The sequence below is a fragment of the Cellulosilyticum lentocellum DSM 5427 genome (assembly GCF_000178835.2).
Classification (GTDB): domain Bacteria; phylum Bacillota; class Clostridia; order Lachnospirales; family Cellulosilyticaceae; genus Cellulosilyticum; species Cellulosilyticum lentocellum.
Genome location: NC_015275.1, coordinates 3,904,185 through 3,925,432 on the forward strand (window position 1 = coordinate 3,904,185; position 21,248 = coordinate 3,925,432).

21 protein-coding genes and 1 riboswitch are annotated in these 21,248 nt (G+C 34.0%); all 21 genes read right to left on the bottom strand.

Going from position 1 to position 21,248, the window contains the following annotated elements; genetic code table 11:
- Positions 1 to 8: 8 nt before the first annotated feature.
- Positions 9 to 377: a hypothetical protein gene (locus CLOLE_RS18005; protein WP_013658545.1), complete on the bottom strand. Its 369-nt coding sequence runs from the start codon at positions 375 to 377 to the stop codon at positions 9 to 11.
- Positions 378 to 2,144 carry a motility associated factor glycosyltransferase family protein gene (locus tag CLOLE_RS18010; RefSeq protein ID WP_013658546.1) on the bottom strand — a complete coding sequence of 589 codons (1,767 nt, stop codon included), beginning with the start codon at positions 2,142 to 2,144 and terminating at the stop codon, positions 378 to 380. It lies immediately after the preceding gene.
- 17 nt (positions 2,145 to 2,161) lie between these two features.
- On the bottom strand, positions 2,162 to 2,536 hold the full coding sequence (gene fliS, locus CLOLE_RS18015) for a flagellar export chaperone FliS (protein ID WP_013658547.1): 375 nt from the start codon (positions 2,534 to 2,536) through the stop codon (positions 2,162 to 2,164).
- An 8-nt stretch (positions 2,537 to 2,544) separates the two neighbouring features.
- Positions 2,545 to 4,449 carry a flagellar filament capping protein FliD gene (fliD, locus tag CLOLE_RS18020; RefSeq protein WP_013658548.1) on the bottom strand — a complete coding sequence of 635 codons (1,905 nt, stop codon included), beginning with the start codon at positions 4,447 to 4,449 and terminating at the stop codon, positions 2,545 to 2,547.
- A 12-nt stretch (positions 4,450 to 4,461) separates the two neighbouring features.
- Complete coding sequence (locus CLOLE_RS18025) at positions 4,462 to 4,851, bottom strand: flagellar protein FlaG (protein ID WP_013658549.1); 390 nt, start codon at positions 4,849 to 4,851, stop codon at positions 4,462 to 4,464.
- Positions 4,852 to 5,003: 152 nt separating this feature from the next.
- Positions 5,004 to 5,813 carry a flagellin N-terminal helical domain-containing protein gene (locus tag CLOLE_RS18030; RefSeq protein WP_013658550.1) on the bottom strand — a complete coding sequence of 270 codons (810 nt, stop codon included), beginning with the start codon at positions 5,811 to 5,813 and terminating at the stop codon, positions 5,004 to 5,006.
- A gap of 130 nt (positions 5,814 to 5,943) precedes the next feature.
- On the bottom strand, positions 5,944 to 6,171 hold the full coding sequence (gene csrA, locus CLOLE_RS18035) for a carbon storage regulator CsrA (RefSeq protein ID WP_013658551.1): 228 nt from the start codon (positions 6,169 to 6,171) through the stop codon (positions 5,944 to 5,946).
- Between the two features lie 3 nt (positions 6,172 to 6,174).
- Entirely contained in the window at positions 6,175 to 6,648 is a 474-nt protein-coding gene (fliW, locus tag CLOLE_RS18040; protein WP_083801312.1) for a flagellar assembly protein FliW, read from the bottom strand.
- A gap of 82 nt (positions 6,649 to 6,730) precedes the next feature.
- Positions 6,731 to 7,912, bottom strand: a complete 1,182-nt coding sequence (gene flgL, locus CLOLE_RS22100) for a flagellar hook-associated protein FlgL (RefSeq protein WP_013658553.1) — start codon at positions 7,910 to 7,912, stop codon at positions 6,731 to 6,733.
- 11 nt (positions 7,913 to 7,923) lie between these two features.
- The gene (flgK, locus tag CLOLE_RS22105; RefSeq protein WP_013658554.1) at positions 7,924 to 9,861 is read right to left on the bottom strand and encodes a flagellar hook-associated protein FlgK; all 1,938 of its coding nucleotides are present in this window, start codon (positions 9,859 to 9,861) and stop codon (positions 7,924 to 7,926) included.
- A gap of 12 nt (positions 9,862 to 9,873) precedes the next feature.
- Entirely contained in the window at positions 9,874 to 11,553 is a 1,680-nt protein-coding gene (gene flgK, locus CLOLE_RS18055; RefSeq protein WP_013658555.1) for a flagellar hook-associated protein FlgK, read from the bottom strand.
- 12 nt (positions 11,554 to 11,565) lie between these two features.
- A complete protein-coding gene (locus tag CLOLE_RS18060; protein ID WP_013658556.1) occupies positions 11,566 to 12,078 on the bottom strand; it encodes a flagellar protein FlgN in 513 nt (170 codons plus the stop codon).
- A gap of 10 nt (positions 12,079 to 12,088) precedes the next feature.
- Entirely contained in the window at positions 12,089 to 12,370 is a 282-nt protein-coding gene (flgM, locus tag CLOLE_RS18065) for a flagellar biosynthesis anti-sigma factor FlgM (protein ID WP_013658557.1), read from the bottom strand.
- A gap of 204 nt (positions 12,371 to 12,574) precedes the next feature.
- The gene (locus tag CLOLE_RS18070; RefSeq protein WP_013658558.1) at positions 12,575 to 13,000 is read right to left on the bottom strand and encodes a MerR family transcriptional regulator; all 426 of its coding nucleotides are present in this window, start codon (positions 12,998 to 13,000) and stop codon (positions 12,575 to 12,577) included.
- A 17-nt stretch (positions 13,001 to 13,017) separates the two neighbouring features.
- Complete coding sequence (locus CLOLE_RS18075; RefSeq protein ID WP_013658559.1) at positions 13,018 to 13,734, bottom strand: ComF family protein; 717 nt, start codon at positions 13,732 to 13,734, stop codon at positions 13,018 to 13,020.
- 39 nt (positions 13,735 to 13,773) lie between these two features.
- Positions 13,774 to 16,035: an SF1B family DNA helicase RecD2 gene (recD2, locus tag CLOLE_RS18080; RefSeq protein WP_202945205.1), complete on the bottom strand. Its 2,262-nt coding sequence runs from the start codon at positions 16,033 to 16,035 to the stop codon at positions 13,774 to 13,776.
- A 225-nt stretch (positions 16,036 to 16,260) separates the two neighbouring features.
- Entirely contained in the window at positions 16,261 to 17,466 is a 1,206-nt protein-coding gene (locus CLOLE_RS18085; RefSeq protein ID WP_013658561.1) for a hypothetical protein, read from the bottom strand.
- A gap of 296 nt (positions 17,467 to 17,762) precedes the next feature.
- The gene (gene metK, locus CLOLE_RS18090) at positions 17,763 to 18,953 is read right to left on the bottom strand and encodes a methionine adenosyltransferase (RefSeq protein WP_013658562.1); all 1,191 of its coding nucleotides are present in this window, start codon (positions 18,951 to 18,953) and stop codon (positions 17,763 to 17,765) included.
- Between the two features lie 87 nt (positions 18,954 to 19,040).
- Positions 19,041 to 19,141: riboswitch (SAM riboswitch) on the bottom strand.
- A 65-nt stretch (positions 19,142 to 19,206) separates the two neighbouring features.
- Complete coding sequence (locus CLOLE_RS22110; protein ID WP_013658563.1) at positions 19,207 to 19,632, bottom strand: rod-binding protein; 426 nt, start codon at positions 19,630 to 19,632, stop codon at positions 19,207 to 19,209.
- A gap of 13 nt (positions 19,633 to 19,645) precedes the next feature.
- Positions 19,646 to 20,461, bottom strand: coding sequence for a flagellar hook-basal body protein (locus CLOLE_RS18100; RefSeq protein ID WP_013658564.1), 816 nt, complete (start codon positions 20,459 to 20,461; stop codon positions 19,646 to 19,648).
- A gap of 10 nt (positions 20,462 to 20,471) precedes the next feature.
- A complete protein-coding gene (gene flgF / locus CLOLE_RS18105; RefSeq protein WP_013658565.1) occupies positions 20,472 to 21,239 on the bottom strand; it encodes a flagellar basal-body rod protein FlgF in 768 nt (255 codons plus the stop codon).
- Between the last annotated feature and the right edge of the window lie 9 nt (positions 21,240 to 21,248).

Below are 21,248 nucleotides of genomic sequence, written 5' to 3' on the forward strand. Positions count from 1 at the left end.
TCCTCTTATTACTCAGCATCTTGAAAGTTCATACCCTCTATGGAAATACCTATTTTATCATACCAACCCTGTAGCTTTTCTAAAAGTTCGTACTCTAATAAATCTGCAAGAAGTACTGTATCCTCATTTTCTAATGCCTCAATTATTTCTGCAATACTATCATTAATTTCAAATACATTAATAGCTTCTTTTTGTGCATCTCTAGTTAAACCTATTGCTTCAGTTAACCACTGAAGCCCTTCTGTAATAGCTACTATCATCTCATTGGCTTCAATAATTTTACTTTCTCTATACTGACTAACAACAGTCTGTATACCTTTATAAAGTTTTGGTATGTACTCATATGCCGATAATAGTATTTCTAACATTTCTTTCATTTAGTCTTCCTCCATTGCCTTATTAATAACTTCAACTAGCCGCTTACAACTTTCTTCTAGCCCTTCATATATCATGCTATTTAAGGTGGCAATCCGTATCTTTTGCTCTAACTCTGTTTCCTCTAGCTTCCCTTGATAGGTATTACTTATCATAATATCGTTATATGCATTGCTAAATAACTCACATAATAGTGGCCTACTACAATATTTTTTGATTTTTTGATCAACATCCCTATCTAACTTATTTAGAATAGTACTAATATCTACCTTAGATTGATTTCGGATATCAGACATCTCTTCCAGCAATTTGTTAGAAAGATTAACTCCATGCCACGCTAGTTGTTGTATTTCTTTTACATATTGTAACAGTTCTTGAATTCGTTCATTGATATCTTGGTGTGGTGCCTCAATATGGATTTGATGTTTAATTTTAGGCTTCTCTATACACTTATATGTATTAACTACTTCTTCAAACGTTTGTTGCTGAGTTCCTTCAATTTTGGCCCCACCTTCTGTGGCATTAATATAGGTAATGCCAGGATTAGATCGAATAAATCCTTCTATCCAATTTAAAAATGAAATTAAGTCAGCACTACTTAGTACCTGTTCCTGATTATATCCAGGAATAAGTCTAGTATTCTCTACTGTAATCATACCCTTTTCTTTTTCAAACACTTGGCTTGAATTTGCATGGGTTTGCATATTAGTATAAGCCAAGTCTTGTCCAATAAATACAATTGGATTACACCCCATGTATACTGCAGCAGATAAACAAAGTGTTGCTACTGTTCCTGCAATAGGTAAGCTCTCTAGGTTAACTCCTAGTAAATCTGTCGTAAGTTGCATACTGTTTTCCACAAAATACTTAGCTCCGGTATTTTCTTTAATGACTCTGGCACAGCCGTGAGCACTGGAAATCAATGTAAAATCACATCCTGCATAGCCTTGAAAAGTATCATAAATAAGCTCACTTGAATCAATAACACCTACGAAATCAGGCCTCCCACCTTGCTTTAATACAGGTGCTACCGTACGTCCTCCTGTAAAAACAAGTCCTTTAAATCTATTAATATACTTGATATTTTTTTCAAGGGATGGACCTGCTGATACAATAAGTGCAGGAATATCTTTATACTTATTGTAGTGTTGCCTTATGTCATAGCTTTGTAAGATAGCCTTTCTATTATACAGATTGTTTCTAATCATAGGCTCTAATATACTTTTAGCTGTGTTATGATTAATAACTTCTTTTTCTAATATTGCTTTTAATCTTTTTACTAAATATGTTATATATTTGCTATAAAACTTAAGATATGTTTCACTAATAATCATATTAGTATTGTAAAAATTAGAAGCATCTAGACATTGCTCATACATAGAAATAATGGTATCAAAATCTGCACCGCTTAAAAAATGTAGATTCATGTATTGTTTATACTCTTTTACATCAATTTTATCTATTTGTTTCTCTAATGCTTCTTGCGAAGGCTCAATAACTATTATTTTCGCCTCATTTCCAACTAATGAAACTATTTCATCTATAACATAGCCTAACATAAAACCCACTATAATCCATAGTGTTTGTTTATTACTTGACTGTGCCCCTATAATTAAATCTCTTGCACTTTGCCTAGGGTTATATTTACTAAGAACATATTGCTTATGGAGTTGATTTTGTAAAAACAGAGTATGATCTAAACCATTTTTACATAATTCAACCCCAACACTCACTTGTTTTACCTCTCGCACAATTTCTTCTATTATCATTGTACTTAAATACCTTTCTAGCTACTCTTACTAGCTTTCATTGCTTCTTTCCATAAGTCTCTAAAGTCAGTAATAAAAGCTTTAGCCTCTAATAACCTCTCTCCATTTTTAGTTATATTGGCATCTACTAATAGCATCATAATATAGTCATAGAGTTCTTCAAAGTTTTTTGATATAGGGTATTTATCATCTAAAGTACATTTCAACTCTAATATAATGTCCTGTGTTTTAGTAATATATTGATGAGCCTTTTCAATTTTGCCTTCTTCTATTGCTTCTATCCCTTGATTACAAGATTTAATCGCTCCATTATAAAGCATTAATGTAAGCTCTTGTGGAGATGCTGTCAATACACTGTTTTGTTGATATTTTTGATAATTAGCTGCTAACATATTTCCTCCTAATAACTACCTAATTGTGCACTAAGCCAACTACTTTGTGTGTTCATAGTACTCATTGCTTTTTCCATTGCTGTAAATTTTTTATATAGTGCAGTTTCTTTTTGATCATATCGGTCTTGTAATTCATCAATACGCTTTTCCATATCTTCTAATTGCTTTTTAATAAGCTTATCATTATAAAAAGAACCATAACTTTTATTAACTGTGGAAGTTCCTACCATTTTATTCAGGTTATCATATAAGCGATTGAAAATACCTTTGGTATTGGCTAAATAGCTCTGTCTATCAGTTTCTGAAACACTACTCCAACTGTTTTCGCCATATTTTTTTTCATAAGCAGTTTTTGCCGCACTCTCATCTCCCGCGCCAGTAAAAAGTTTAATAACAGATTCAGGATCATCCTCTAAAGCCTTTGTAAACTTAGCTTCGTCAAAATAAAGCTTTCCTTTTTCATTCCATTGCCCTGTAGTAATACCCACACCACTTAACGTACCATAAGCTGTACCTGTCACTCCACTACCAATCATACTTCTTAAGTTATCTCTAATTTGAGTTAGTTGACCATCTCTGTAAAAAAGTCCTTTTTTTGCTTCTTTTTCCCATTTTTCTATTTCACTTTCACTCATAGCCTCTCTTTGCTCGTCAGTCAAAGGTTTATAAGTTTTAGATGGTCTTGTTTCGATTTCTGTATTAATCTCTTCAATTAACTTATTATACTCTGTTACAAATTCCTTTACAAAAGATACTAATGACTCTGTATCTTTAACAGCAGTAATATTTACAGGTGAAGTTGTTTCAGCAATAAAAGTCATTTTAAGTCCATTAACACTGATGTCATTAGTTGACGATGTATATTCAACTCCGTTATATGTATATTTTGCATTTTTCCCTTTTAAGCTTTCTTCTGCAGGATCTGTGTATAATCCTAACTTCTTAAGTATATCACTTCCACCATCTTCTTGTTCTATGGTTATATTATTACCATCGCCTGTTTTCTTACTAGAAATAAAGAAACGCTGAACACCTTCACCTAAATCTAGATTAACACTTAAATTACTGTCTGCTTCTTTTATTTTACTTTCCAATTCTGATAAAGTCATATTCTCAGTAAGTTCAATACTGTTTTCATTTATCTTTATATTGGTATTTGTAATTCCAAGTCTACCTAGCGTCATACTCTTACTAAAAGTATTTAAATCTTTACCTGTAACCACTTGATCTTTTTTTAAAGTAGTAGTTCCAACACCTAATTTAGAAAAGAAATTTGTATTTCCTTCTGAGGCTACTAACTTAATAGCTTCATTATCAGCTGTATTTTTATTAGAAGTAATCTCTATCTTTCCTTCTGTTACTTTCAGTTCTAAATCTTGCTCAGCGAGTTTATCTTTTAAAGTAGCGATAGTATCATTAGGACCCAACTTAAATTCAGCATAATCTTCACCTTCAACTACAGCGCCGTCTACTACTTTTTGTAACTTAATAGTAGTCTCTTTGTCTATACCTAAATGCTTTAAAGTTGTCGTCTCTGCCAAAGGTGTTACAGTAGTAGCCGTCATTTTTTCATTCTTCATATAAGCACTAGTTGCAATTTGGCTCACTGATACTTGATGAGTACCTGCTGGAATACTACTATTTTCATTAACCTTAATTGCATTGTTATCTGAAGTTGTTATTTTATTCTTTGCAAAAGTAGTACTCATTTTTAGCTTTGAAATATAATTGCTATAAAAACTATTAACTTTGCTATTCATATCTTTCCATGCATCACGTTTCCACTCTAAGCTAGTTTGATTTTGTTTTTGCTTATCGACCTTCGCTTGATAGCTTGTCATCATAGCTTTTACAATACTCTCTGTATCCATGCCTGATGCTAAACCTGTAAATCTTATTGGACTTGTTCCCATATTACATACCTCCTAACGTTTTTCATCCACAAAAATGCCTGCCTCTTCACACATCTTTGCTACCATATCTAAAATTTTTTCTGGTGGGAATTCCTTAATAACTTTATGTGTCTGACTGTCTATTACTTTCACCATGATCTGTTTAGTTTGCTCGTGAACTGAGAACTCAAACTCCTTGCTTTTATCTAAAATTTTCTTGTTTGCCTTTTCTATTGCCTTGATAATACTCTTCTCATCTAACTGAGCCTTTTGTAAATCACCTTGTTGATATTCTCCTGATTTCTGGTCTTGATATTCCTTCAACTCTTCTGATAGCTTGATTTGCCCCTGCTCTCTTTTCATTACATTAACTGGTTGCATACTGCTATATCCTTTATTATTAACATCCATATTAATTTGCATCTTCCTAGCTCCTTTCTCATCTATTTTTAACCACATATAAACATCTTATATATTATATCGACCATAATACTTATTGTTTTAATAGTAAAAAATAAGAAATAGGCTAAGATTTCGTCTTAGCCTATTTCTTATTTTAAACCATTACTATTTTATTATTGTAATAAAGAAAGTACTTGGTTTGGTTTTTGATTTGCTTGTGCAAGCATTGCTTGTGTTGCTTGTGAAAGTACATTTGTTCTTGTAAATTCCATCATTTCTTTTGCCATATCTGTATCATGGATACGAGATTCAGCTGATTGTAAATTTTCTGATGAGTTATCTACATTTTGGATAGTATGTTCAAGTCTGTTTTGTACTGCACCAAATACAGCTCTTTGTTGTGATACTGTGTTAATAGCTTTGTCGATTGAATCAAGTGCTGATTGAGCTTTAGAAATTGTTGAAACACTTGCACTATTAACGCTTAATGCTGTTGCAGTCATAGCCTTCATAGATACTGTAATAGTTTGAGCTTTATTAGCACCTACTTGGAATGAGAATTTACTAGCTGCAGCTAATAATTTATTAGTGTTGAATTCTGTTTTATCAGTAATTGCACTAATTTCTTGAACAAGTTGTGTAACTTCTAGTTGAGCATTTGCACGATCACTTGCTGTATAGGTTTCATTTGATGCTTGAACTGCTAATTCTCTCATACGTTGAAGCATTGAGTGTTGTTCATCCATTGCACCTTCTGCTGTTTGGATAAGAGAAATACCATCTTGTGCATTTCTTGATGCTTGGTTAAGACCTCTTACTTGAGCTCTCATTTTTTCAGAGATTGCAAGTCCAGCTGCATCATCACCTGCACGGTTAATTCTTAAACCTGATGATAATTTTTCTGATGCTTTTGCTTGAGCTGTTGATGTTTTGTACATTTGTCTTTGTGAGTTGATAGCACTCATATTGTGGTTAATAATCATAATTTATTCCTCCTTGAATTGAGCGGCATCCATGCCTTAAATTTTAGGTGCAAGCGTATCATCTTGACCTTTACAGTATATATATCGTCCTATTTTCTTTTGACTTTATAGTTATTATATAATTTTTTAATTATTTTTTAATTAATTGCTTTAATTCATCCAAGTTAACTGTTATATCTTGTACAGCTTCTTTATTATTTTCTTTAATTTGCTTATATACTTCTTCTCTATATACATCCACGCTCTTAGGTGCTTTAATGCCAAGCTTAACCTTATCCCCTTGTATGTCTAATACCTTAATCTCAATCCCACCACTTATAATAATGGCTTCATTTTTTTTTCTAGTAAGTGCTAGCATCCTTTAACCCCTTTCATTTATAAGATCTATTAGCTTGTGTTTAGTTCTATACATTTTCTCTTCTGCTATAACCTGTATCCCCAATTTATTATCTACATGAATTAAAAGTGGCCCTGCTAAATTTAATGTACTTTCTTCCAACGGCGTTTTTAAACATACAGTACTATAAATAGCAAAATCACTATCTTCTCCTCCACCTAGCTTCTCAAAATAGCTTTCATTAATAATAGGTGCATAGTCTTTTTTAAAAAAGTATGGATCCACAATAACAAAGCAAATATTACCATCCTCTAAAGACTGTAAGTGTTTTAAGGGGCCATTTTCTTCATCCTCAATAATTCCAAACTTTTTAAGTTCTTCAAACCCAGGTAACCCCTCATTAAACGTAATTACCTTATCATCTTTTATTTCTATAACTCCAAACATATGTGTCTCAATCTTCATCTTTGTTCCTTCTTTCCATTCTAAAATATTCATATATTCATTTTACTTCATTGTACAAAAAAGAACTGCCTTTTTGCTAATGCATTTTTTGCTATAGACAGTTCTTTTCTTTATTTTATAGGTAATCCGCTAAAGTATTCATAATAACTTTTGAAGTCGCTTGAAGAGCTGCTGTATAAGTTGCATAACGTGAATTAAATTCCACATAAACTTCTTCTACATCTATATCTTCTGTATTAGAAAGTAACTCCTTATAATCCGCATTATTATCTGTAAGCCTGCTATCAACATAATCTAACCTGGCCATTCTACTTCCTAAATCTGCAGTCTTAGTAGAAATATCAGCCAACACCTCATCTATTTCTCCTATTTTATCATTAAATAAATTATGTAAGTCATCACTTGTAATAGTACTTCCCGCTTCCAAAGAACTATCTACTGTAGTAACAATTTCTTCCATCATTTGAAGCAAGTTATTAAAGGTATCATCCATTCCCAAAGTATTTACTGTAATTGTATTACCTGTTCCTACTTCATATCTCATTTCTTGCCCTGAAATTTGATTATACACTTTAGGATTTATGTTGCCAGCTGTTACTGTTGACCCTGATGCTAATTTAGAATTTTCGCTTAAGGTCAATTCTCCCTTTAAGGTAGTTCCGCCAGTTGGTACAGTAAAATCTGCGCCTAATTTTCCATCTGCATCTAACATAGCATCTGTAATACCAAGGGTGGCTCTATCAGCTTTGCTTACTGTAGACCCTTTTGCTAAAATTGAGCCTGCTGCTATTGTTGTACCCGATGAAACTGTATATTCCTTCTCTACCAAAAGGTCTTCCTCTAAAGTTAAATCTTTATTAAGCATTAGAGGTTCACTCGTTTTATAGCCACTATATACATAGCGCCCGCCATAAGTAACATTAGCTTCCTCTTGTAATTGTTCCCAAAGCTGCATAATATCTGTTTTAATAACAGCTTTATCTTTTTCTTCTAAAGTGCCTGTTGAAGCCTGTACGCATTTGGTTCTAATAGATTCTAGAATTTTATTCATGTTATCCATAGATGTTTCTGTTACTTCCATCCATGACCTTGCTTCTTTAGCATTCTTTTGATATTGTTGGGTCTCAAGGACATTGACTTTCAGTTTAATAGCTCTACCTGCAATAATAGGGTCATCAGACACCGTTTGTATTTTTTTACCTGTACTCATTTGTGCAAAACTTTGATTAACTGCTGAGATATTTTTATATAAATTATTCAAGGTATTATTTCTAATCATCCCATTAGTAACGCGCATATGTATCCCTCCTAGAAGTTTCCTAATTTAAAAATAGTCGTTTCATAAATACCATCTATTGTATTCATAATTTTAGCCGAAGCTTGATAGGCTTGTTGGTATTTAATAAGGCTTGTAAATTCTTCTGTTAAGTCCACTTGAGATACAGATAAACGCTGATTTTTAATAATACCCGTTACAGACTCTTGTGTACTTTGATACATAAGGGCTTCTTGAGCATTAATACCTAGTTCACTAAAGATAGAGGCCATATAGTCTTTTGGGTCTCCTTCTTTAAACATTTTAGAGTTATCCTTTTGATTAGATAAAGCTCTAAACAAGTCGCTACCTGACTCTTCATCAGCACCATATGTTGATCTCATATTACTTGCATTTTCATATATTTCTTTAGATATCGTAATATTAGTCGCTGTCATTTTACTGTAGTTATTTCCTACTAGATCCTCTCCAGTAGCAGGCATCCCTGTACTACTACCTGTGGAATAAGAAAACAATTTATATTTGGTAGTATATTTGTTTCCTATTTCTTCTAGTTCGCCTGCTGATAAACCTGCTATTTCGTTCTTATCTTCATCATAGCATTTAACTATCTTTCCAGATTCATCTCTTTCTATGTAAGCAACTTCCTTGCCGCCATAGGTTAATCCTCCAGCAATCATAATCGTACCATCTTTATCTTTGCTATATTCATCATTCATAGTTTGGGCAAACTGTCTAACATAGCCATTTAAGCGGCTTATATAATAAGGTATCCCATTATAAGTAACCTCTGAGGATTCTGCTGTTCCACAGCCATCCCTCAGGTCAATAAGCCCTTTTAATTCTCCTGATAAATTAGCATTTCCCATATCAAAGGATAGCCCGTTTTGCCAAATAACATTGTAGAGACCATCTACATCTTCTACATTAAACTTGCCATCTCCAGCAGTCTTAATCTCAGTAGAAAAGTCCGGATTTACTTTTAAAACATCAATCTTGCCTTCAAGCGGGCTATTATATGTAATACTTCCATTCGCATCTATAGTACATTCCGGTGTTAAGTCTGTTAACTTTTTTTGCTCTAACTTAATTTGTTCATTTATTTTAGTTATTTCGTCGACTGTTAAACCACCGTTATTTAACTTCTCATACAAGCCGGATAATGTATTAACGATATCATCTATTTTCTGTTCCTTTTCCCCTCTTACTTCTACACCTAGCGTATTCAGATTCAAGTGGTCCACAAAGGTTTGTCCTGCTATTTTTACAGAAAAGGTTTTAAGTACTTTACCCTCTACTACTTTCTCTTCTTCTTTGGCTTCTACGTTAATAAGTTCTGATAATCTATCAATACAAACATCTCTCTCATCTCTAAAACTATTGGCATCATCACCATAAATCTCAGCTTGGAAAATCTGACTGTTAAGGTTCTGAATACGAGTACCTAAAATATTAATTTCGTCCACAGTTGCCTTAATTTCATAGTTAAGATTTTGTTGATAACCTGTAAGTGCTGTAGATATATTAGAATAATACTTCCCAAAGCTAATAAGATTCTCTCTAACAGATACCTTAGCTGCACCTGAAGTAGGATCTTTACTTACTTCATCAAAGGAGTTAAACAAATCATTAAATACCTTTGTAAAACCAGCATCACTTGGTTCTCCAAAAGCACCTTCAATAAGAGAATTTTGTGTTACTTTAATATTGTATTCTCCTAATTTGGGATTTTGCGTCCACAATTTAAGGTCTAAGTAAGAATCTCTCACCCTAGTAACGTTAGTTGTCATAACCCCTGTTCCAGTCATTCCTACTCCAAAACCACTTAAAGGCGTATCTGCTCTTTGTCCAAGTATCTGCCTTGAATAACCATCTGTAGAGGCATTGGTAATATTATTAGAGGTCACATGGAGCCCTCTTTGCGCTGCAAACAATCCACTTAATGCTACATTAAATTCAAAAAAAGCCATTGCCATCCTCCTCTACATTTTATTAATAATCGTGTCTAGCATACCATCTAGCATAGTAATCATACGAGCTGATGCATTGTATGCATATTGGTATTTAAGCATATTAGCGAATTCTTCATCCTGAGAAACACCACCCATGGCTTGTCTTTCATTCTGGATGTTAAGAATGCTCGTTTGCCTAGACTTAGCTACTGCACTATAATTACTACCATCCGTTCCTATATCCGTAACAAATTCTGAATAAAAACTTATGATGCTTACCTTCTTATAATTAGGTGCACCTTTCTCACTTCTATCACTATACCATTCTCTTGTTTTACCCCACTCGCTCAGAAACTCTGTTACTTTACTACTATCACCTACATTATTAGAAGCACCTTCAGTACTTACTGTTCCTAATTTATTATAACCACCATTAGCTAGAAGTTCTGGATTTACTTGAATATTTCCAGTTGTCATAGCTTTATTAGCTGCTTTTTCATATGCCTGCTGTGCTGCTTCCTTCTGATCCTCTGTAGATGTCGGATCATTTAGAACTGTCTCTAGATTCTTCTTAGCTGCTTCATATTCCTGGGTAGATATAATAGGTACAAAAACAGGAACGCCTGCTTTTCCTTCATGACTACCGATTCCAGTCCCATCAAAGCAACTATTTACTGTTTCAACTAATACCCCTGTAAAATCACTTAACATCTTTTGAATTTTAGGAATAATAAAGCTATTACCTGGTTCATCTACACTAAAATTATCATTAAAAGCAATATCTTCCCACTTGGTATCTTCAGTTACGTAGTTATTCCCTCTAGAAATAAGTAATGCTTTTAATTTTCCTGTATCATTGCCTTTTACTGATGTAACTGTCTCATCAAAGCGGTAGACATCACTATTGGTATCAGACCATACTGGCTTAACAAAAACACTCTTTGTATCTGCTTCTTCTAGCTTCATAGTAGCTGTGAAAGGCCCATCCACAACAAGGTGATTCTCAAACTTCACAACTACCTTGCTTCCCACCTCTTCATGATAAGTAACTTTACCATATTCAGAAAGCTCATCTAAAAGATTATTTCTTTGGTCTCTGTAATCATTAGCATTATCACCATTTACTTCTGCTCTACTAATAATATCATTATATTCTTTTATTCCCTCAATAATCTGATTGATTCTATTAACAGAACTAATAACTTCTTTATTTGTATTAGCCTGGAACTTATCTAGCGAATCTGAAATATCATTAATCTTTTTAATAAGTACATTAGCTGCAGAAATAAAACTTTGTCTCTCTTCTACACCATTTGGCGTTGTATTGAGCTTTTGTGTTTGTGACCAAAAGTTATTAAGCAATTTTGTGACACCTTCACCATAAGGCTCATCTAAAATGGCTTCTATTTCGGCAATAGTAGAATTTTGAGTCTGATAATAAGTTAAAACTGAGTTCTCTGTTCTTAACCTTTTATCCGCTAATTCATTCCTAATTTGTCTAATCTCATCTTGGGTTACGCCTAACCCTACTTGTAAATATCGACTTCCACGATTCCCTATCACTAAATAATCTGATTCTGATTGAAGAAGCTGTTGTCTTGTATAGCCTTCAGTGTTCACATTAGACAAGTTATGTCCTGTAACTTGAAGCCCCTTTTGAGCGGCTGCTAGACCTGATACAGCTTTTGTTATACTTGAAATTGATGACATATGCACTCACCTCTACTGCTTTTTATCAAAAATACTTTGTTGTCTTTCCATGCTCATGTCTTCGCCCGGTCTATTATAGTTTCCGACATGACTAAATCCTTTGGTGCTACCGATCGCATTAATTGTGAAGTCTACTAATTCTAACGATTGATTAAGTAAGGCCTTATTAAGTTCACTTTGATTTTTTAAATTACTTAATAATTCTCTAATCTCTCCCCTTAATACAGCTAGTTTTTTCCCAACTTCACTTTCATTTCCTAATTTATCAATAATACGCGTTACTGTAACATCTTTATAGTCCATTCCCGTTACAATAGCGATATCCTTCATTAAACTTTCTCTCTTTTTATCTAATACCCCTAGTCTACCAACAAACTGTTCTTCTGTCTTAACGACTTCATCTAAGAATTCTAGATTCTTATTTACAACAGCAGTTTCTGTATAGGTAGCTAATGTGTTTAAGCCTTCATAACATTCTTTCTGTTCTTCCAAAACGTCAATTAGCTCATATATTATCCCTGCCATAGCTTTTACCTTATCCTTTAATATCAAATTGTGACATTATCTTTTCAGCCACTTCTTCAGACTTAACATTATAAGTACCTGACTTGATTTGTTCTTTAAGGCTTTCTACCTTGTCTTTTCTAATTTCCGGCGCTTCTAAAGCCATTTTATAAACACTACCAAACTCTTTAGCAATACTAGAAAATTCTACTTGATCTTTACTTGATACTGAATTTATTTTTTTAGTTGGAGTCACCTTTTGACTTTTATAAGCTTCATACGCCCTACTAATTGGATCTATTCTCATGGTCATCCCTCTCTCCTTCTCACATTATTTTCTTCTGTATATTATATCGGTCCTTATTTTCGCTTCATTAATATTATTTTTCATTCTGCTCATTAAAAATATATTGTTCTATTCTTTTTTATAAAAAAAGCTGTCTATTTCTCATGGCTATTCAACAATAGATTGATGGCCTAAGAGGCATATGACAGCATTACAATACAAAGCTTCTATCTAGCGTCTAATAGAGTCTGATTTTAAAAATCTCATTTTTTCTCTAGTATCAGCAGCAGATGTTTTTTCTGATTTTTGGTTAGATAAAGCTTTCTTAGCTTCATTTAAATGATTAGTTAGCTCGCCTTTACAATTACTACAAAAGCGACCCGAAGTAATTTTTCTTCCACACATCTCGCAGGTTAGGGTAATGGGTGAATCTGGTGATACTTCCAAACGCCCTTGCCTTAAAAACTTTTCAATAAGTGTAACGGATACTTCTGTTTCCTCACTTACTACATGCATACTTTCACCAGGGTTTTCTCTTAAATACGTCTTTACCTTTTGAAACATGTCTTCTTCTAATTGCTTACATCTTGGACAAATCTCTGGTCCAGCAATATATTGAAATATCTTTTTGCAGTTTTTACATACTTTAACATCCATTTGAATCCCTCCTATTTTTACCCACCAATACATACCACCAACAAATAAAATTCTGCATCTTTCATGGCGTACTCTTGTTTTAGGATTTTTATACATTCTTTGGCTGTACTGCCTGTTGTATATATATCGTCAACAATAGCTACTCGCCTTAGCTGTGGTAATGTGAATTTCTGATTAATAGCAATACTTCCTTTAACATTTTTATTTCTTTGTTCTTTAGTGCATTCTGCCTGCGGCTTAGTATCTCTGGTTCTTAGTAAACAATCATATGTGGGAATGTCAGTAAGCAAAGTCATTTCTCTAGCCAAGTCCTTTGCTTGATTAAATCCTCTTTTTTTAGCCCTTGAAGGTGCTAGAGGCACCGGAATAAAAGCATCTAACTCTAATATAGCTGTAACCACCAAATCATTTACGAATAAATCAGCATAACCTTTTGCATATCTTCTAATCCCACGATATTTCCATCTCAGGACAGCTTTTCTATAATGATCGCAGTACGGAAATAATCCTATAGTACGCTTTACCATGGAATCTTCTTCCTCTTTACAGCACAAGCAACCTTCGTATTCTATCTTGTATGGCCTACCGCACCTATTGCATAGGTTTTCTTTTAATAAGTGACTATAACACCTGTCGCATAATACTTCTTTTGTTTCTGCAGAAAGTAACTTTCTGCATATCGTGCATTTATCAGGGTAAATAAGCTTTTTTAATCGTCCTAGGAATTCATCCATTAAAGACCTCCATCTCCCCCATTAGCATCATATAAGGTGTTACAACATGACTGCAAGGTGCTTAGCAAGACTTGAATAACGTTCTATTTCTTTATTGTTATCCACCATACGTTCCATAGTTTCAGTAAGTCCTACACCTACTACCATTTTTTTAGCACGAGTTACTGCTGTATATAATAAATTCCTATTGAGAAGCATAGGTGGCCCACTATGAATAGGTAAAATGACTACTGGATACTCGCTTCCTTGAGATTTATGGATGGTAATAGCATAAGCTAACTCTAGTTCATCTAATTGGTTAAACTCATATTCTACTACTTTTAAATCATCAAAAGTAACTACTAATAATTCTGCTTCTTCTTTAATACTGGTAATAATCCCACAATCTCCATTAAATACACCTGTTCCCTCGTCTATAGGCATACCACTTTTACCTAATATTTTCCAAGGTGTGTTATAATTATTTTTGATTTGCATCACTTTATCACCTTCTCTAAATAAGGTGCCTCTGTATTCTTTCTCAGGTTTCAATTGATGATGTGGATTCAAGGCTTCTTGAACAGCTTTATTAAGTTCGTTAACGCCAACTACTCCCTTACGCATAGGTGCCAAAATTTGAATATCTTTCAGGCTATCAAAGCCCTGGTATTTAGGCAATCTGGTTGTAATCAGCTCTATAATAGTCTCTTTAACTTCTTCTTGCATACTACGTTTCATATAGAAGAAATCTGTTCCTTTTTCATTACATATAGGATATTCACCTTTATTAATACGGTGAGCATTCATAACAATAGCACTCTTAGAAGCTTGTCTAAAAATCTGTACTAATCTTACTGTTGAAATCCTGCCACTTTTAATAATATCTTTTAAGACATTTCCTGCTCCTACAGACGGTAGCTGGTCTGCATCTCCAATAAGTACTAAGCGTTGTCCTTCCACTACAGCTTTCATCAAAGCATGCATCAAAGTAATATCTACCATCGACATCTCATCTACTACAATAACATCCGCCTCTAATGGATTTTCTTCATTACGACTAAACATTTGCTTATTGGCATCTTCTCTCATGTAATTAATTTCTAAAAGTCTATGAATTGTCTGTGCTTCCATACCAGTGGCTTCACTCATGCGTTTAGCTGCTCTTCCAGTAGGTGCAGCTAAGAGCACATCTTCACCAGCTTTTTCTAGCATGTGTAAAATAGCATTAATCGTAGTAGTCTTTCCTGTTCCTGGCCCTCCTGTAATCACAGTCACCCCTTGAGTAAGTACTTGTCTAACAGCTTCTTTTTGTTCTTCTACTAATTCAATTTTTAGTTCCTTTTGTGTATTAATCAGCTCTTTTTCTACATCTAACTGACTATCTGCTTGATACAGAGCAGCTAAATCAATAAGTTTTCTAGCTACAGCCTGTTCACTGTAATAAAGATATGAAAGGAATATGCAAGGTACCTCATCGTAATTCTTAATAATAATTTGTTTAGATAAGGTAAGTTCTAAAAGTGCATTTTCAAGTAATGGATGCTCATATTCATCTGCTTGTACATAATCATTATATTCATTTGGTAGTAATAGTTTCATGGCTTCTTCTAACAATTTATTTCTAGGGACATAAGTATGTCCATTAGCTGAAAAACTATTAAGTACATATAAAATACCTGTTTTTATACGATGAGGGTCATCTCTTGCTATCCCCACCTTAAAAGCAATCTCATCTGCTTTCTTAAAGCCAATACCAAATATATCATCCACTAAACGATAAGGCGTATTCTTAACGACCTCTGTAGTCTTATCTTTATACTGCTTATATATTTTAATCGCATAAGTAGGTGTAATCCCATATTCTTGTAAAAATAGCATAGCACGTCTCAATTCATACTGGGTATGAAAAATTTCTCCGATTTCTTGTGCTTTTTTTTCACTAATGCCACTTACTTGAGCAAGTACGAGTGGTTCTTCCTCAATTATTCTAAAAGTATCTAACCCAAAATGCTTGACAATTTTCTTTGCTGTCTTGGCCCCTATGCCTTTAATAACACCAGAAGCTAGATATTTTTCCATTCCTTGTACTGTCTTAGGCATACTTCTCTCTAGCATTTCTACTCTTATTTGCCTTCCATATATGGGATGTGTGCTCCAGCTTCCTACAATTTTAACTTCTTCTCCGGCATAAATACCTGCCATTTCTCCCACGCAAGAAAGCTCTTCTCCTTCGTACTCTATGGTACAAACAGTATAACCATTTTCTGCATTTTGATAAATTATATCTTCTATTGTCGCTTCTAAAACCACTTGTTCGCTCAATTTATTCACCACTTTGCTTTCTTATCCATTTATCTTGTCCACAACTTTATTTAAAAAGTATAACATATCCACATTTAGGTCACAATGGCTTACTATTTTATGAAAATTATTGCCTATCTTCTTTTAACTCATACGCATTCAAATTAAATGTAGCATAAAAAATAGGAACCATATACTTAACGGTTCCTATTTTTACTTTGTAGCTTATTCGTTTTCTTACATTTGCTATTTTGTAATTTCACATACCAAGCCAAGTTCAGCAAGTTGGTCTACTGAAACATATGATACACCTTTTTTAACAATAGATTTTACAGGCATATTATTTAACTCTTTAATATAAGTTGTTTTTGCTTTACTATCATAACCTACTGTAAGTCCAACCTTAGCTAAAGTAGCTTTAAGAGGTACATATGTTACACCTTTTTCAACAATACAATCTTTTTGTGCTACTTCAATAACTTGACTAGGTGTAGCCATAGCCATAAGGTCTTCCATAGTGTATACTTTTACACTTGTTGGGAAAGTAATTGCTTTTTTATCTACTTTTTTCACTTCTGATTTTTCAGCTAAGCTAATATCAAATTTTTCTTTATCTACTGCTACTTTAATAGCGGCTGACATATCAGCTACATAGCTATCTTTATTGAATGTATAGCTTGCTTTTGCAGTACTACCATTAATCATAGGTTTAATCATAGCTTTTGTTTCTGGTCCATAAATAGCTTTTACTTGTGCAAGCACTTCTTTGATTTGGTCATCAGTAAGGCCCATTGCTTTATAAGTTTCTGTTAGTGTATCAGTTTGTGCATCAACAACTTCTACACAAAAATCAAAGAATGTATCTACTAATTGTGAATCTTTAAGTTCAACAGTATAAGTGTTATCTTTTTTGATAATTGGAACATCAATTTTAGAATTAGTATAAATATCAAAACTTTGACTTGACAGTTTCGTTATTTGCTCTTTGCTCATTCCTGACATTTCCATAGCACTTGTTAAATCAAGAGCTAAATAGTCTTTACTTACATCTACTAATGTTGATGGATCAACACCTGCCATAGCCGCTACATCTTTAATAAAGCTTGTACTTACATAGAACTTCATACCATCCATATAGAATTTAATAGGTGAAATTTTAAATGGTGCTTTTGTAACGTCAATCTTTTGACCAGAAAATTCAACATTCTTAATAGTCATAGTAGCTTCCATCTGTAAGTCTTTACTATTTGAATAACTTACAACTTCTGCATTTGCCTTAAATGATTCTCCTTGATAAGTAAAGCTTAAGTCTAAATTACTTTTTGTCTCCATCGCTTCCCATGTAGAAACTGTCTTTAACTCATTAATTAGTTCTACACCTTGAGCATTACAACCTACCATAGTAAACATCATTACAAATGTTACCAATAAGGCTAATACTTTTTTCTTCATTACAAATCCCCTCCATAAACCAAATTAATAAAATATTTTTTATTTATACAGAATACTATAGCACATTTAGATTTCAATACCACTAGAATTTATGATTAATTAATAATTGTAATGTAGTTGTAATATTAATTCTTGTTCATGCAAAAAGCGTTGTTACGATTTTTCCTCGTAACAACGCTTTTTTATTTTAATCACTCTCTTACTCTCTCATCTCACAATTCATATACTCTTCTAAAAGGCACTCTAGACAGCAGGATTCAACCAAAGTTTTCCTAAGCGGATTATATTCTAGTCACCTATTTCTCTGCTGCAGCTTTTAATATTTCAGCTTTATCAGTTCTTTCCCATGGTAAATCCACATCAATACGACCAAAGTGTCCATAAGCTGCTGTTTGTTTGTAGATAGGTCTTCTAAGATCTAACATCTTAATAATACCTGCTGGTCTAAGGTCAAAGTTATTACGAACAAGTTCTACTAATGCTTCATCACTAACAACACCTGTACCATGTGTATTTACAAGTACTGATACTGGCTGTGCTACACCAATAGCATATGCAAGCTCAATTTCACACTTTTTAGCAAGACCTGCTGCTACAATGTTTTTAGCTACGTATCTAGCTGCATAAGCTGCTGAACGGTCTACTTTAGTTGGATCTTTTCCAGAGAAAGCACCGCCACCATGACTTGCATAACCCCCGTAAGTGTCTACGATGATTTTACGTCCTGTAAGACCTGAGTCTCCTACTGGTCCACCAATGACGAAACGTCCGGTTGGATTAATAAAATATTTTGTATCTGCATCCAATAAGTTCTCTGGAACAATTGGTTTAATAACATATTCCATAATGTCTGCATGAATTTGTTCTTGGGTTACTTCTGCTGCGTGTTGCGTTGAAACAACGATTGCATCAACTCTTATTGGTGTATCTCCATCATACTCTACAGTAACTTGTGTTTTACCATCTGGTCTAAGATAATTTAAAGTACCATCTTTACGTACTTCTGATAAACGTTTTGATAATCTATGAGCAAGTGAAATTGGCATCGGCATAAGCTCTGGTGTTTCATCACAAGCAAAGCCAAACATCATTCCTTGATCCCCTGCGCCAATAGCTTCAATGGCATCATCTGTCATCTCACCTTTTTTAGCTTCTAAAGCTTTGTCGACACCCATAGCAATATCTGCTGATTGTTCATCAAGTGCTACAATTACACCACATGAGTGTCCGTCAAAACCATACTCTGGTGCGTTGTAACCAATTTCATTAATAGTGTCACGAACTGTTTTATTGATATCTACATAACAATTTGTTGTAATTTCTCCCATTACTAATACAAGACCTGTTGTAAGTGCTGTTTCACAAGCAACTCTTGCATTTGGATCTTGCGCAAAAATAGCATCTAAAACTGCATCAGAGATTTGGTCAGCAATTTTATCTGGATGCCCTTCTGTTACTGATTCTGAAGTAAATAATCTTTTTGCCATATCATAGCCTCCTTTAATTTTGTGTAAGACAGAAAACCATATAAAAAACCCCTCATTAAAAATGAGGGGTTAGCGTTCGCACAGTCATCCTCATCTTACGTAATAAATACGTGGGAATTGGCACCTTAGCTTTAAACTAGGTTGCCGGGTTTCATAGGGCCCTGTCCCTCCACCTCTCTGGATAAGAATTTTTATTTTATTTTCGATTTATTTTAACATCATTCTTTTTTATTGTCAACAAGAGGAACATTTCTTAAACTTCCTCTTCAATTTTGATAGCTTCATTAGCCATTGCTGCTTTATTTTCATCACTAATCTGCATTTGAGCAGCATATGTATTGGTCATTTGTTTATACATAGCATCCGAAAGACCGATACCTCCTGCTTTAACCATTTCATCACATAAATTATTGATGTAAGTATCCTCAAACATAGATTCATAATCACCTTTAGCTATCAAACTATCCCCTGAAAGCATAGATGATTTCATTTGCTTAAACATCATGCTGAGCATATAACTTTCAAGTTCATCACAAGCTTCTTTTAGTTCTGTGTCATCTTTCTTTGCCATAGCTTCTGATAAAATAGCCTCAAAATCTTTTGTTCCTGCTGTATCAGCAGACTCCGTAGCTACTCGCTTTTGCAAATCTAATAGACTTGAAACCCCTGAAATTTCCATCTAGCTATCCTCCTTAGCTCTTAAGCTGATTAGCTTGTCCTAACATATCATCGGCTGCTTTAATAGCTGTTGAGTTAATTTCATAAGCTCTTTGAGCAATAATTAAGTTAACCATTTCCTGTGCTATTTGTACATTGGAACCTTCTAGGTAACCTGTACGAATCGTTGTTTTAGTTAAGCCATCATCATCAACCTCTGCTAAAGGCTCTCCGGAAGCTGGTGTTTCTTTATAAAGGTTATCTCCTACAGCCTCAAGTCCTGCTCTATTAGCAAATTGAACAATTCTTATTTGAGCTACATCCATTTCGAGTCCTGTCTCATCTAAATAATAAATATTTCCATCTTGCCCTATTTCAAGCTTATCCATAGGAATTTCTGTCCCTACTACAATAGACTCACCTTCTGTAGATAGTACTGGATGCCCATCGGCTGTAACTAACGCATAACTTCCTTCATCAGGAATCATAGCAAATCTAAAGCTACCATCCCTAGTATAAACCTCAGAACCATCTGTCTGCCCAATAGCAAAAAAACCATTTCCAACTAAAGCAAGGTCTGATTCATTACCTGTTTCTTGAAGAATGCCATTTGTATAATCTCTAGAATTAGCTAGCGCACGTACACCATGCCCTACTTGTTTAACTGTAGGTGCCGTCTGTGCATTAGGATCATTAGCTTCTCCCATCGTTGTATAGAGTAAGCTTTTAAAGTTAGTTGTTTCTTTCTTATAAGCTGCTGTATTAACATTAGCCATGTTATTAGAAATGGTATCTACATTAAGTTGCTGGGCGGTCATACCTGAAGCCGCTGTATATAATGCTCTAATCATATTCTTCCTCCTATACTCTACCTAATTCATTAACAGCTTTACCAAGTAAACTATCTTGTACTTGAATCATTTTTTGATTTGTTTCATATGCTCTTGAAACGGTAATCATATCTACCATAGCAGTTACAGGATTAACATTGGCTGATTCTAAATAGCCCTGAATGAGTTTTCCTTCAAAAGGCAGCCTAGCCGCCGTACTACTATATAAGTTATTGTCCATTTTTGTTAATGCCCTACTGTCTTCAAATCTAGCTAATTCTAAGGTATCAATATACTGACCATCTAATGTTACTTCTCCTTGACTGCTAATCACTACATCTCCACCAGTGGTCAGAAATTCTTCGCCTAAAGTAATAGGCCCATCTAATCCCATAACAGGATAGCCCTCTTTAGTCACTAAATCTCCATATTGATTAATAGAAAAATTACCATCTCTTGTGTAGGCTTCTCCATTTGGAGTTTGCACTACAAAAAAGCCATCTCCTTGAATAGCCACATCAACCATTTCCCCTGTTGAAATAACTGAACCTTGAGTAAAATCTGTATAGACCTCGTCAATCTTTGCCCCATAAGTAATATTACCTATTGGTCCATTATTAGGCACTTGGTTTTGAGTATCATTTAATCTCGTCATTAATACTTCTTGAAAAGAAGAAACTACTGCTACATCTTTTTTATATCCAGTAGTCGTTGTATTAGCTAGATCATTAGAAATAATCTCTAACCTTTTTGCCTGTACATTCATACCTGTGGCAGCTGTATAAAGTCCTCTTACCATCTAAAGGCC